The sequence below is a fragment of the Streptomyces sp. B21-083 genome, assembly GCF_036898825.1.
In the GTDB taxonomy this organism is placed as follows: Bacteria; Actinomycetota; Actinomycetes; order Streptomycetales; family Streptomycetaceae; genus Streptomyces.
Map to the genome: position 1 here is coordinate 683,193 of NZ_JARUND010000002.1, position 12,801 is coordinate 695,993.

Below are 12,801 nucleotides of genomic sequence, written 5' to 3' on the forward strand. Positions count from 1 at the left end.
TCTTGGCCGCACCGGGCAAGTCCGCCCATTTCACCAAGTCTCGTCGGGCGCCACCGACCGCGCGCGGGTGACCAGCACAGACGTACGGGGTGGGTATGCCCGTCTTCTCCACCCTGAGGAGAGATGTCACATACTGATCACTTCTGATCCGTCCGTAACTCATCAGACAAAAGCGGACGGATACCGCTCACCTGCCCCCTCCCCGAACAAGGGAGCCCAATAAGCCAGTAACATGCGGCGCCATGAGCTCCCCCACTGGGCCCGCCGGCCTGCCAGTACGAATGCCGCGCCCCCGCCAGCCGGGCCGGCACCGCCGCCCCGAGCCGCTGGCGGCTCCCGAGGGGGCGCCCGCGCTCGTCCTCGCGGTGCCGGGCATGCCCAGCGCCGCCACCCGGAGCCTCGCCGAGGAGGTCGTGAGCATCGCCCGCTCCGAGCTCCCCGGCCTCGACGCCCGCATCGGATACCTCGACGGTGACGACGCGGAGTTCCCCACGCTCCAGTTCGTGCTCACGCACGCCGCGCAGGAGCGCACCGCCCGCTATGAGCAGGCCCTCGCCGCCGGTGCGGACGTCAAGCAGCCCGAGGGGCCTGTCGCCGTCGTCGTGCCGCTGCTCGCCGGTCCGGACAACGCGCTGCTGCGTCAGGTCCGTCAGGCCGTCATGGAAAGCCGTATCGCGGCCGACCTCACCGACGTCCTCGGCCCGCACCCGCTGCTCGCCGAGGGACTGCACGTACGGCTGTCCGAGGCGGGCCTCGCGCGCGCCGACCGGGCCCGTCTGTTCACCGTGGCGACGGCCGCGGACGGCATCATCCTGGCCTCGGTGGGTGGCGACGAGGCCGTGCAGGCGGCCGGGATCACGGGCATGCTGCTCGCCGCGCGCCTCGCCGTCCCGGTCATGGCGGCGGCCCTCGACCAGGACGGCTCGATCGCGGCCATCGCCGAACAGCTGCGGGGCTCGGGTTCGCAGAACCTCGCGCTGGCCCCGTATCTGATCGGCCCGGAGATCGACGCCGGTCTGCTGGAGGCCGCGGCGACGGAGGCGGGCTGTGCCTCCTCCGACGCGCTCGGCCCCTACCCGGCCATCGGCAAGCTGGCGCTGGCCAAGTACACGACAGCACTGGGCATCGCCCCGCAGCAGTCCCAGGGCGCCCCGGTCCGCTGACCCGGCAGCACCCCGTACGACGCAGTCCGACGACTGGAACATCTGGTACGCCGAAGGGCCCGCTCCTTGTTGGGAGCGGGCCCTCGGCGTGTCCGGGCGAGGGAGCCTCAGGCGCCGACGAGTGGCGCACCCGCCGGGCCGCGCAGCGAAATGGCCAGCTCGGCAAGGGCCCGTTCCACGGCGTGCAGGTGGGCAAGGGCCGGCTCCGTCGCGTGGGTCCGGTCGGCGGGGGCCGCGACGGAGTCGGCGCGGCCTTCCACAAGCGCCTCCACCGCGGTCTCCACCCGCTTGCAGGCGGCGGCGAGCCGGACGTCGTGAGCGGACTCCCGGTCGGCGGCCACGGCGGCCAGGCCGCGGATCTCGCGGGCACAGTCGTCGAGGAGCGCCAGTACCCGACGCGCGCGGCGCTTACGGGCGCGCACAGGGTTGAGCGGATGCACGAGCGGCGCGACCGACAGCCGGACACGCCCCAGCAGCAGTTCCAGCTCGGCCACGCGCGGGGCCGGGTCGGGGGCCGCACCGCCGAGGCCACCGCCGGGCGAACCGGCGAGCCGGGCGGCGGCCTCGGCGGTGCAGGCGTGGACGCAGCGCAGGGCGCGCTGGATCCATGCGTCGGTGGTGGCGTGCGTGGTGATCGGCAGCACGAGGACCACGGCCAGCAGGGCGCCCAGTGCGCCGACACCGGTCTCCGCGAGCCGTACGCCGAGCAGGGCGGGGTCGAGGACGCCCAGAAGCCCGTACAGGAGCTCGGCGAGCAGGGTGACCGAGAGCATCATCCAGGTGTACGACACGGCGGCCGAGTAGAAGATGCCGAACACGCATACGGCGACCAGGACGGCCGTGGGAACGACGGCGCCCGCCACCGGAACGGCGACAGCGAGGCCGAGCGCGATGCCGAGCACCGTCCCTAGGAGGCGGCGGAAGCCGCGGACCAGGGTCTCTCCGCGCGAGGTGGTGTTCACGAAGATCCACCAGGCGGCGCCGACGGCCCAGTACCAGCGGTCCCCGGACACCAGCTGGCCCATGACCAGCGCGAAGCCGGCGGCGACCGTCGCCTGGACGGCCTGACGGGTGGTGGCGCGGGCCAGGCCGCGTTCGCCGGCGGGCGCGAGGGGGGCCGTCGGCGGAGGCGTGCGGCGCTCGTAGCACCACAGTCCGAAGCGCAGCGCCGAGGCGGTGAGCAGGGACAGGAGGACAGCGCCGGACAGCTCGGGCAGTTGCGCCGGGACCGCGCGCAGGAACTGGGCGACGAAGAAGGTCATGAACGCGAAGACGCCCAGGCTGTGGCCGCGCGGCCCCCAGCGGCGCGCGTACACGCCGGCACCGACGACGGCGAGGAGGGCGAGGCCGCGGGCGGCCGGGTGGTCGTGGAGCCCGGCCGCGGCGGCGAGGACCGGGAGGCCGACAGCGGGCAGCAGCGCGGTCGTGACCGCCTGCCCGCGCACCGTGGCGTCGGTGACCGTGAACAGGGCGAGCATCGCGGCGAGTCCGCCGGTCACGGCCCCGGTGAGCGAGTACCCGGCGAGACCGCAGACGGTGACGGCCAGGCCGATGCCGAGCACGGCCCGCACGGCGAAGCGCAGCCGGGCGCGCCCCGGGTCCGGCGCCATGAACACCCTCTTCAGCACTGCTGTCCCGCCCCACTGGAATCGGCATGAGAAAGGCGCCACGGAGTCCGCAGCGCCATCGACGGGAACATTGCAGCACTTCCACCGCGACCGGCTCAAGTCAGGGCGAATACGCTGGACCATTGGCACAGACACATCGGTCCGCGGGCATCCACCGTCGAACCAACGGACCATGTACACGAGGAGGGCGACACCATGGCCGTGGACGAGCTGGACAGCCGCATCCTGCGGCTGCTGCTGGAACGGCCCCGCAGCAGCGTCCGCGAGTACGCGCGTGTACTCGGCATCGCGCGCGGCACCCTCCAGGCCCGCCTCGACCGCCTCGAACGGGAAGGCGTGATCACCGGCACGGGTCCTTCCCTGTCCCCCGCCGCGCTCGGCCACCCCGTGCTCGCGTTCGTGCACATCGAGGTCACCCAGGGCCATCTCGACGAGGTCGGGGACGCGCTGGCGACCGTGCCGGAGATCGTCGAGGCGTTCTCGATCGCCGGGGGCGGTGATCTCCTCGCGCGGGTCGTGGCCCGCGACAACGCCCATCTGGAGGACGTGATCCAGTCGCTGATCAGCGTGCCGGGGGTGGTCCGCACCCGCACGGAGGTGGCCCTGCGCGAGCGCGTCCCGTACCGGCTGCTGCCCCTGGTGGAGTCGATCGGCCGTACGATCGCCGGCTGATCACCACTCCCGGCCGCTCTCACGGCCCGGTTCCGTGCCCGGCTTCCAGGTCCCCGCGGTGCTACGACTTGCGGCGGGGCTTGCCCTGGCGGGCACCGCCGGTCTTGCCACCGCTGCGGGCGTTTCTGCCCGCCGCTCCGCTCTTTCCCGCGCCTCCGCCCCGGCCCGCCGACCTTCCGGCGGCGGGCTTGCGTGCCGTGCCCTCCGCACCAGCGCGCTTCCTGGCCTTCGGCTGCTCCGCCTCGGGCTCCTGGCGGCGTCCGCGTGAGCTGTTGACGGTGCGGCCCCGCACGATGCCGATGAAGTCCTCGACCAGGTCCGTCGTGCGGTCCTCCGGCCAGGACAGTGCGACCTGGGACTCGGGCGCGTCGGTGACCGGGCGGTAGGTGAGGTCCTTGCGGTGGTGGAGGCGGGCCAGGGACTGGGGGACGACGAGGACGCCGATCCCGGCCGCGACCAGCTCGACGGCGTCCTCGGTGGTCGCGGGGCGCTCGATCGCGGGGAGGCCGGGTAGGCGCTCCCAGCCGAGGGCGTCGTCGAGGGGGTGCAGCACGATGTCGTCGGCGAGGTCCTCGGCGGTCACCTCGTCGACGGCGGCCACGACATGGTCCTTGGGGACCACGACCACCGACGTCTCGGTGTAGAGGGGGATCGCGCTGAGCACCGTACGGTCGACCGGCAGGCGGACGAGGGCCGCGTCGGCGTCGCCGGCCAGCATCAGGTCGCCCGCCTCGGCGGCGGACACCTGGAGCAGGGTCAGGGGGACGTCGGTTCGCCGCTCGTTCCAGATCCGCACCCACTTGGCGGGGATCACTCCGGGGACGTACGCGAGCCGGAACGCGGGGGAATCTACCGAGCCAGTCACCGCGCCAGGCTACCTGCCGTACTCCGTGCGCCGCGCTGCCCGCCCGGTTGGCGGTTCTCACCGCCCCGCCCCTCGTGGTCGGCGCTGGTTCATACGCTCGATACCCTTGACACCATGACGACGCACCAGACCTCCCAGACCATGAAGCCCGCGACCGCGGCGAAGAAGCTGGGTGTGTACCTCCAGGCCACCCCCGCCGAGTTCCAGGAGGGTGTCGTCACGCGAGCCGAGCTCACGGCGTTGCAGGCGGACCCGCCGGAGTGGCTGCGCGACCTGCGCCGCGACGGCCCGCACCCCCGTCCGGTGGTCGCGTCGAAGCTGAGCATCTCCATCGCGGGGCTCGCCCGCGGCGGGGTCACCGAGGCCCTCACCACCGAGCAGATCGAGGCCCTGAAGCAGGAGGCCCCCGAGTGGCTCCGGCACGAGCGCTCCGTGCAGGTCGATGTCCGCAAGGAGTCGGCGCGCATCAAGGAGCTGCACCAGGAGCAGCAGGAAAAGCGGGAGAACCAGGGTAGGTAGATAGGTAGGTAGGCGGACGGGGCCGGGAACCGGCCCGGTCTCGATGCCGGGCGCCCGGTCTCGCCGGGAATGCGGTTGCGGAGCCGGTCGAAGCGGAACGGCGCGAGGGCCTCGGGGCGAGCCGGACGGCCGGTGCCGCGGGACACGATCACCGCCTGGTGCGGGAGCGGGTTCAACCTCGTGCGGACGTCCGCGGCCCTGCACATCCACCGCGACACCGTCGTCCACCGGATGAACAAGATCGAGCAGATCACCGGCCGCCCGCTGCGCGAACACCGAACCACCATGGCCCTGCACCTCGCCTGTCTGGCCGACGCACTGGGCGAGGGCGCCACCCCCGACGAAGGGTGACGCCCCCGAGGTCACGCTCCCGCCGTCATCCTGCGGACTCCCCCGCTGTGGGCCGCCGTGAGGCCGCCATCGCCTCGTCGACGTCCGTCAGGGGGCGCAACCGGTAGCTGTACGAGTAGTCGCGGTTGGCGAAGAGCTTGTACTCGTCGTGGGTGTGCGCGCCCCAGCTGTTGTCGCCGCCGACGCCCATCTGACGGTGACTCAGACGCAGGACGATCTCGTCGCGCGGGGTGAGCTGGTAGTCGTGGCGCGCCCCCACCGACAGGTCCTCCGGCGTGAAGTGCGAGGCGTTGACCTCAAGGAGCGGTTCGGCGCAGACCAGCAGGCCGGCGCCCTTGCGGTCCGTCAGGGCGATCCAGCGGACGTCGGTCTTGTTGCCGTTCTCCTGCGGGCGCAGATAGCCGCTCCACTGCCCGTCGACGGTGCCGGAGTAGAGGCCCACGTCGGTGGAGTTGTTGCGGTCCCAGTGGTTCTCCTCGGGACCGCGGCCGTAGTAGTGCAGCCTGTCCAGGCGGCCGGGCAGGAGGAGCAGGTTGCCGACCTCCGGGATGTACGGCAGTGAACTCGCCCCCGGGTGGAGGGTGTTGTCGACCTTGATCTCACCGTTGCCGAAGACGGTGTAGGTGGTGGTGTACGTCGATGCCGGCGTCGTCGGCAGTGTGCCGGCGACCTTGATCTCGACGGCCCGGTCCCGTAGGGCGCGGACGCTCACGCCGGTCACCGCACGCCGGGCACCCGCGTCGCGCCAGGTCTGGTTGCGGGTGTGCTGGCCGTTGCCCCGGTCGTTGTCGGTGGGCGCCCGCCAGAAGTTCGGGGTGGGCCCGGAGGTGATCAGCTGGGCGCTGCCCGCCCTGTACGAGGTGATGGCGCCGGTCGACTTGTCGATGGTGACCGAGAAGTTCTTGCCCTTGACGGTGACCGACGCGTCGCCGTCCTCGTGGCGCAGCGCGGGGACACCCGTCAGCGGCCTGGGCGTGACGGCGGGGCTGCCCGCGTCGAGAGCGAGTTGCTGCCGGGCGACCTCGAAGCCGGCCTTGGCCCACTTCGTGCTCTGCCTGGTGGTGAAGGACAGCTGCAGGAAGTACTCCGCGCCCGGCGCCGGGTCGTCCGGCAGGTCGAAGGGCACGGTGATGTCCTTGGCGGACAGGGGCGCGACGTCGAGCTGGGCACGGGTCAGTTTTCCGCGCCGGACCACTTGGCCGTCGGCGACCAGTTCCCAGCGTCCGTCGAACTCGCGGAGGTTGGTGAAGAGGTACTCGTTGGTGAGGGTGACCGCGCCCGGTGTCGCACCCGACGTGATCTGCACCGCCTGGTAGATCCGCTTGACCTCGGCGGACTTACCGGTGAGCCTGCGGTCGGCGGTGATGATGCCGTCCCCGGCGAAGGCCCCGTCGTTGGGGTTGTCGCCCCAGTCGCCGCCGTAGGCGTAGAACGTCTTGTCGCGGGGCCGCTTCTCGGTGAGGCCGACGGTGGCGGCGTCGAACCAGAACCGTACGCCGTCGTCGCCCGGGCCGCGGCTGTCGGAGGCCAGCTCGGCGGCGCTCAGCGCGCGGGCGTATACGCGGGCCCTGCGGATGGTGCCGCTGAACTCCCGGGTGGGGTTGTCGATGTCGGTGGCCAGGGCGAGGGACGCGGTGTTGTTGCTGGGCCGCTGGGTGGTGGTCCTGGTGGCTCGCGCCACGCCGTCGACGTGGAGCGTCAGGGTGCCGGCCGTCGCGTCGAAGACACCGGCGACGTGGTGCTCCTTACCGGTCCAGTCGGCGGGCAGCGACCAGTAGGCGCTGATCCACTGGCCGCCGCCGTAGATGAAGAACTCCAGGCCCCGGTCCGACTGCTTCAGGGCGTACTGGGTGTCGCCCTTGGCGATGATCGGCTGGTGGTAGCCGAGGAAGTGCGGGGTGATCCACGCCTCCAGGGTCAGGGACCCGGTGAGGTCGAGGCGCTCGTCGCGGGCGAAGACGGTGCCGCCGGAGACACCCTGGTCGCGGGTGAAGGTACCGGCGGGGGCGATGATCTCGCCGTGGAGCGCGGCGGGCCCGGCCTCGGTGAGCAGCTTGCGCGTCGGGGTGGGCCAGCTGAGGGCCTGGTCGACGAAGTCCCAGATCCAGCCGCCCTGGAGGACCGGGTAGCGCCGGACGAGGTCCCAGTACTTCTTGAAGTTCCCGTTGGAGTTTCCCATGCCGTGGGAGTACTCGATCATGACGTACGGCCGGGTGTCGTTCGTGTCCTTCGCCCGCTGCTCGACGCGGGCGGGACTGTCGTACATCTCGGAGCGGATGTCACTCATCCCGGGACGGTCGTCGCCCTCGTACTGGATGACCCGGGTGGTGTCGTAGGAGTGGATCCAGTCGTACATGGCGTTGAACGTGCTGCCGCCGCCCGCCTCGTTGCCGAGGGACCAGATGACGACCGAGGCGTGGTTCTTGTCCCGGTGGACCATGTTCTGGGCGCGGGCCACGCACGCCGTGGTCCACTCGGAGTGGTTTCCGGGGTACTCGCCGCGGACGCCGTGGGTTTCGAGGTTGGTCTCGTCCACGAGGTACAGACCGTACTCGTCGGCGAGTTCCAGCCACTGCGGGTTGTTCGGGTAGTGCGAGGTACGGACGGTGTTGATGTTCAGCCGTTTGATGATGCCGATGTCCTGGACCATGTCCGCCCTGGTGAGGGCCGAGCCGTGGACGGGGTGCATCTCGTGCCGGTTGGTGCCCCGGAAGGAGACCGGCTTGCCGTTGATGCGCATCAGCCCGTCCTTGAGGGCGAACTCGCGCAGACCGACCCGGTGGGAGAGGGTCTCGATCACCTTGCCGGCCGGATCACGCAGGCGCAGCACGGCGGTGTACAGGTTGGGGTGTTCGGCCGACCACAGTCGCGGCGCGGGTACGGTCTTCGCGGCCTGTACGGACTTCTCCTCGCCGGCGGCGAGCGCGACGGTCTGCTGGAGCGGACGCGACCAGACCGGGTGCCCGTCGGCGTCGTACAGCTGCGTCTCGACGGAGTAGCCGCCGGCGCCCTTGCCGCCGTAGTCCCGCACGTTCGCGGTGACGAGAAGCTCGGCCGCCTTGTAGTCGTCGCTCAGCGGGGTGTCGAGGCGGAAGTCGCGCAGGCGCACGGCGGGCGTCGAGTACAGGTACACCGAGCGGAAGATGCCGCTCAGCCGGATCATGTCCTGGTCCTCCATCCAGTCGCCGTCGGAGTAGCGGTAGACCTCCACGGCTATCTGGTTGGTGCCCGGCTTCAGGTGCTTGGTGATGTCGTACTCGGAGGGGTCGTACGAGTCCTCGTGGTAGCCGACCAGCGTGCCGTTGATCCACACGTAGTGGGCCGACTTGACGCCCTCGAAGTGGAGGAACGTCCGCCGTCCCGACCAGTCGCGCGGAAGCGTGAAGGTGCGGCGGTACTGGCCCACGGGGTTGTGGACGGTCGGCGCGGCCGGCGGCTGCACATCCTCGCCCCGGCCGTTGGCGCCCCACCAGGGGTAGTCGCTGTTGATGTAGATCGGGCTGTCGTACCCGTGCAACTGCCAGGCGGAGGGGACCGGGATGGTGTCCCAGGCGCTGTCGTCGACGTCGGTGCGGTAGAAGTCGGTGGCCCGGTCGTCGGGGCGGTCGACGTAGGCGAACTTCCAGGTGCCGTCGAGGCTCTGGCGGTACGGGGAGCGGGTGCGGTCGGCGGCGAGGGCCTGGGCGACGGTCGCGTACGGCATCAGCGTGGTGTGCGCGGGTTCGGTGCCGACGCGGAAGATGTCGATGTGGCCGTTCCACTCGGGGGTGACGTCCGACGCGTCCGCAGCGGCAGCCCGGTGGGCGGCGGCCGGTCCGGACAGGGCGAGCGCGCCGAGGACGGCGGCTCCTCCCTCCAGCAGACGGCGGCGGCTGACGGCGAACTCGTGGGGGTGCGGCATGACCGTGGCCTTCCTCGGTACGACAGGGCGCTGTTCGGACTGAGGGTGCGTCAGATCGTGTTCGTTACTGTTGACAATCGACCCGGAATCCGGCAGCGCTGTGGTCATCGGTGACGGCTCAACTCACCGGGGCGGTGCAGGAGTTGATATTGGGTCAGCACACAACTGCTGGTGACAGTGGGAGCTGCCGAGCCAGGCTCACCCTAGGACTTACAACACAGCCGAAGCAATATTTTTGTCGGACTCTGTTTGATCCTGATGGCTCACTCGACGAGCGGTGCCTGCGCCCCCGCCTCCAAACCGGCGGGGGCGACCTCCCGCAGATGCCGGCGCAGGGCCGGGTATCCGCCGAAGCCGAGAGCGACCTCGAACCGTGTCACGGACGGCTGGCTGACGCCTGCCGGCTGGTCCGGCTGCACGCTCGCCAGGAAGGGCACGTCCGCCGCCCGCCGTACCGGACAGTGCGCTGTACGGCGTCGGGTCGGGGTGAGCCCGCGCCCCTCGAAGAGCTGGTGCAGCCGTACGGAGGAGCCGCTCCCCTCGACCCTCCTTGTCGTTGACGAGCTTCTTCATCATCTCCAGCAGATCCTCGGTGGTGAGCTTCGCCGAGAGGGCGTGGACCCCGGTTCCCGCACCGGGCGCTCCGGGCGGCCGGGCCCCGGCTCGACGAAGACCGGCCCTGCGGGGTGGACGTGGAGGCGGTGAGTCACGGCATCCTGGGGTCCGACGACGTCCGGCGCGCGCTGCTGGAAGAATCGTCAGCCCCGGCGGGAGGAACGTCATGACCAGCGTCGACGTGCACCAGCATCTGTGGACCCCCTCGCTGGTGGCAGCCCTGCGCTCCCGCCGCGAGCCACCGTTCCTGGACGGCTGGACCTTGTATCTGCACGGTGAGCCGCCCTACGGGATTTCGCCCGGCGATCACGACATCGCCCGCCGCGCCGAACTCGCCGCCGCCGACGGCCTCGGCCGGGTACTCGTCTCGCTGTCCGCCCCGATCGGCGTGGAGTGGCTGCCCGCCGCCGAGGCCCGGCCCCTCCTGGACGCGTATCACGAAGGATCGGCGGCACTCCCGAAACCGTTCGACGCCTGGGCCGCCGCCTGCGTACGGGACATCGATGCCGACGCGACGGCCAAGGACCTCGACCGGGGATTCGCCGGCCTCCAGCTCCCGGCGAACGCGCTCACCGACGCGGCCGGTTACGGGCGCTGCGCCCCACTCCTCGACCTGCTCGAAGAACGCGACCTGCCGCTGTTCGTCCACCCGGGACCGGCGGCCGGCGAACCGGAGGGGCCCGGCTGGTGGCCCGCGATGGTCCCGTACGTCCAGCAGATGCACGCCGCCTGGTTCGCCTTCCGTGCCTTCGGCCGGCCCCGCCATCCCCACCTGCGCGTGTGCTTCGCCCTGCTGGCCGGACTCGCGCCGCTGCACGGGGAACGCCTCACCGCGCGGGGCGGTGGCTCGGAGCCCGCCACGGACCCGGGCGTCTTCGTCGACACCTCGTCCTACGGTCCTCGTGCCGTCGACGCCATCGTCCGTGCCCTCGGCACGGGCGCCGTCGTCCAGGGCTCGGACCGGCCTTACGCGGAGCCGCCGCTGCACCCCGGGTTCGGCCTGGGCGGAGCGGCGGCGTACGCCTTCCGTATCGCCAATCCGAGGCGGCTGCTCACCGGGAAGTGACTGCGAAACATTTCGACATGAGAAGCGGATGATGCGAGGGGTATTGGTTCGAGGCCGCCAACATCTACCAGGTCCAGGGCAGCAACCAGTATCTGATGCTCGTCGAGACCGTCGGTTCCGACGGCGGGCGCTGGTTCCGCTCCCAGCCGCTCACCGTCCCGGCCACCAAGCTGCAGTACCTGTACCAGGGCATGAACCCCAACGCCACCGGCGACTGCAACGCCCTGCCGTGGCGCCTCGGCCTGCTCACCCAGACCACCTCGAACTGGTGACAGGACCCCGATCCCGATGACGAGCCGGGGTGCCGGGTTTTATGACCCGGTGCCCCGGCTCACCTCACGATCGCGCAGGCCGCTCGGGTCCACGACCTCGCGGATGAGCCGCAGTTCGGTCTCGTCGGGCAGGCGGGTCTCGGGGGCGTCGGTCGCGTCGAGCTCGAAGCCGGTGCCGGCGTGGACCTCGTCCGCGGTGACGCCGGGATGCAGGGAGCGCACGCGCAGCCGCCCGTCGTCCCCGTAGTCGAGGACCGCGAGGTTCGTGATGACCACGCCCAGGTCGTGGAACCTCAGCCCCTTCGCGCCACGCGCACGGTCGTTGCCCACTCCGCAGACCACGTCGACCTTCTCGACGAAGACCTTCGGGGTGTGCCGGGCCACCCAGTAGTCGGTGCGGTGGTTGGCCGTGTTGCCCGGAGCGCCGCGCACACCGATGAGTTGCCGCGTGGGACGACGCCAGTCTCCGATGAGGGAGATGTTCTGGTTTCCGTACCGGTCGATCTGGCTGGCGCCCATCATGCTCTGCCGGCGGCCACTGGCGACGATGTCGAAGACCCGCCGGTACGGCACCCAGCCCTCGACCACACCCCCGTCCGCGGCGGTCCGCCCGAGGGGCGGCGGATCGCTCATGAAGTAGGCCTCGCCGTCGGTCAGCACCAGGTCCGGGCTGGTCGTCAGCCGGGCGAGGCGCGCTCCGATCGAGGGCAGCACCCCGGCCGTGTGCGCGAGCACCTCGCCGGCCCCGCGCCACGCGTCCGCGCAGGCGGCGGCACATACCTCGGCCCGGGTGATCTCCGTCATCGACCCTCCTCCTGGCCCGCGCGGTGAGCATGGAACTCCGCCACCGCCTCCTGGTACGCCTGTTCGTCGCCGTCGAGGAACGTCTTGCGGAACAGCTTCCAGGAGTCGGCGTCGCGCGCCGCCGACGCGTAGTGAGACTGGAAGGCCTCGTCCCGCCCGTAGTCGGGATCGCAGGAGGTGAAGTGGGCGCCGCGCGGTGCCTCGATGACCCCGTCGACGAAGAGACGGCTGATCAGCAGTGACTGCGCGGGCCCGGAGGCGAGCAGGTCCTCCGGGGCGACGATCCGCTCGGCGCTCACATAGCAACGGTCGGCCGCCATCGCGAACAGGTCGTCGAAGTACGGATCGGGGCCCAGGTACTGGGCGTTGCCCGCCCTGTCGGCGCGGTTGACGTGCACCAGGGCCACGTCGAGCCGCAGCGCCTTCATCGCGACGTACTCCTCGTCGTCGTACGGGGAGGCGATCGTCACCAGGTCGGGGTTCATCGTGAGGACATCGGAACCGAGGCCCGCGCGGGTGGGCAGGAAGGACAGCCGGCTCGCGGCGGCCCGCAGCCCGGTGACGAACATGCCCTCGTCGTACTCGGCGGTCTCCACGTCACCCCGTTCCCGTACGGCGCGGAAGTGCGGGTCGAGGGCGATGCTGTCCAGCGAGACGAAGCCGTAGACGAGCTTGCGGACCCTGCCCGCCGCGCACAGCAGTCCCACGTCCGGGCCACCGAATGTGACGACCGTCAGATCCCGTACGTCGGCGCGCAGGAGCCCGCGCACCAGTGCCATCGGTTTGCGCCGCGATCCCCAGCCGCCGATACCGATCGTCATGCCCGACTCGACGGTGCCGGCGAAGTCCTCCAGGGACATCGACTTGTCACCCATGGACTGTTCCTCCCACGCTCTCACCCATACGGTGTCTTACCTAGCAAACAATTGTTAGGTTACGTTGGCT

10 protein-coding genes and 2 pseudogenes are annotated in these 12,801 nt (G+C 71.1%); 6 read left to right on the forward strand and 6 right to left on the reverse strand.

The genetic code is table 11. The features are described 5' to 3' along the window. Positions 1-242 precede the first annotated feature (242 nt). Positions 243-1,163, forward strand: a complete 921-nt coding sequence (locus QA861_RS27105; protein WP_334591203.1) for a sirohydrochlorin chelatase — start codon at positions 243-245, stop codon at positions 1,161-1,163. A gap of 107 nt (positions 1,164-1,270) precedes the next feature. On the opposite strand, the gene QA861_RS27110 is transcribed toward QA861_RS27105, so the two are convergent. Then, complete coding sequence (locus QA861_RS27110; RefSeq protein ID WP_334591204.1) at positions 1,271-2,791, reverse strand: FUSC family protein; 1,521 nt, start codon at positions 2,789-2,791, stop codon at positions 1,271-1,273. Positions 2,792-2,986: 195 nt separating this feature from the next. On the opposite strand from QA861_RS27110, the gene QA861_RS27115 reads away from it, so the two are divergent. Beyond that, positions 2,987-3,463, forward strand: coding sequence for an Lrp/AsnC family transcriptional regulator (locus tag QA861_RS27115; protein WP_334591205.1), 477 nt, complete (start codon positions 2,987-2,989; stop codon positions 3,461-3,463). Positions 3,464-3,524: 61 nt separating this feature from the next. Here the strand turns inward: QA861_RS27115 and QA861_RS27120 are convergent, their stop codons facing one another. Then, positions 3,525-4,328 (reverse strand): LysR substrate-binding domain-containing protein, encoded by an 804-nt coding sequence (locus QA861_RS27120; protein ID WP_334591206.1) that lies wholly within the window; start codon positions 4,326-4,328, stop codon positions 3,525-3,527. A gap of 114 nt (positions 4,329-4,442) precedes the next feature. Here QA861_RS27120 and QA861_RS27125 point away from each other — a divergent pair, with 114 nt between their 5' ends. Both QA861_RS27125 and QA861_RS27130 read left to right on the forward strand, forming a co-directional pair. Beyond that, positions 4,443-4,847 (forward strand): DUF5997 family protein, encoded by a 405-nt coding sequence (locus QA861_RS27125; RefSeq protein ID WP_334591207.1) that lies wholly within the window; start codon positions 4,443-4,445, stop codon positions 4,845-4,847. A gap of 132 nt (positions 4,848-4,979) precedes the next feature. Continuing rightward, entirely contained in the window at positions 4,980-5,198 is a 219-nt protein-coding gene (locus QA861_RS27130) for a helix-turn-helix domain-containing protein (protein WP_334591208.1), read from the forward strand. 25 nt (positions 5,199-5,223) lie between these two features. On the opposite strand, the gene QA861_RS27135 is transcribed toward QA861_RS27130, so the two are convergent. Beyond that, positions 5,224-9,099 carry a glycoside hydrolase family 2 TIM barrel-domain containing protein gene (locus QA861_RS27135; RefSeq protein ID WP_334591209.1) on the reverse strand — a complete coding sequence of 1,292 codons (3,876 nt, stop codon included), beginning with the start codon at positions 9,097-9,099 and terminating at the stop codon, positions 5,224-5,226. A gap of 290 nt (positions 9,100-9,389) precedes the next feature. After that, positions 9,390-9,617: pseudogene (locus tag QA861_RS27140) on the reverse strand (MurR/RpiR family transcriptional regulator); the annotation flags it as partial. A gap of 263 nt (positions 9,618-9,880) precedes the next feature. On the opposite strand from QA861_RS27140, the gene QA861_RS27145 reads away from it, so the two are divergent. Together QA861_RS27145 and QA861_RS27150 are read left to right on the forward strand one after the other, a co-directional pair. Continuing rightward, complete coding sequence (locus QA861_RS27145; protein WP_334591210.1) at positions 9,881-10,780, forward strand: amidohydrolase family protein; 900 nt, start codon at positions 9,881-9,883, stop codon at positions 10,778-10,780. A 47-nt stretch (positions 10,781-10,827) separates the two neighbouring features. Next, a pseudogene (locus tag QA861_RS27150) lies at positions 10,828-11,052 on the forward strand (non-reducing end alpha-L-arabinofuranosidase family hydrolase); the annotation flags it as partial. 39 nt (positions 11,053-11,091) lie between these two features. On the opposite strand, the gene QA861_RS27155 reads toward QA861_RS27150, so the two are convergent. Then, the gene (locus QA861_RS27155) at positions 11,092-11,856 is read right to left on the reverse strand and encodes a CoA-transferase subunit beta (RefSeq protein WP_334591211.1); all 765 of its coding nucleotides are present in this window, start codon (positions 11,854-11,856) and stop codon (positions 11,092-11,094) included. Continuing rightward, positions 11,853-12,731 carry a CoA transferase subunit A gene (locus QA861_RS27160; RefSeq protein ID WP_334591212.1) on the reverse strand — a complete coding sequence of 293 codons (879 nt, stop codon included), beginning with the start codon at positions 12,729-12,731 and terminating at the stop codon, positions 11,853-11,855. Before QA861_RS27160 ends, QA861_RS27155 begins: the two co-directional genes overlap by 4 nt. Positions 12,732-12,801 lie beyond the last annotated feature (70 nt).

Bases quoted from the DNA above. Each gene is read 5' to 3' on its own strand.
- QA861_RS27155 (WP_334591211.1), bottom strand. From the start codon at position 11,856: ATGACGGAGATCACCCGGGCCGAGGTATGTGCCGCCGCCTGCGCGGAC.
- QA861_RS27115 (WP_334591205.1), top strand. From the start codon at position 2,987: ATGGCCGTGGACGAGCTGGACAGCCGCATCCTGCGGCTGCTGCTGGAA.
- QA861_RS27160 (WP_334591212.1), bottom strand. From the start codon at position 12,731: ATGGGTGACAAGTCGATGTCCCTGGAGGACTTCGCCGGCACCGTCGAG.
- QA861_RS27125 (WP_334591207.1), top strand. From the start codon at position 4,443: ATGACGACGCACCAGACCTCCCAGACCATGAAGCCCGCGACCGCGGCG.
- QA861_RS27135 (WP_334591209.1), bottom strand. From the start codon at position 9,099: ATGCCGCACCCCCACGAGTTCGCCGTCAGCCGCCGCCGTCTGCTGGAG.
- QA861_RS27145 (WP_334591210.1), top strand. From the start codon at position 9,881: ATGACCAGCGTCGACGTGCACCAGCATCTGTGGACCCCCTCGCTGGTG.
- QA861_RS27105 (WP_334591203.1), top strand. From the start codon at position 243: ATGAGCTCCCCCACTGGGCCCGCCGGCCTGCCAGTACGAATGCCGCGC.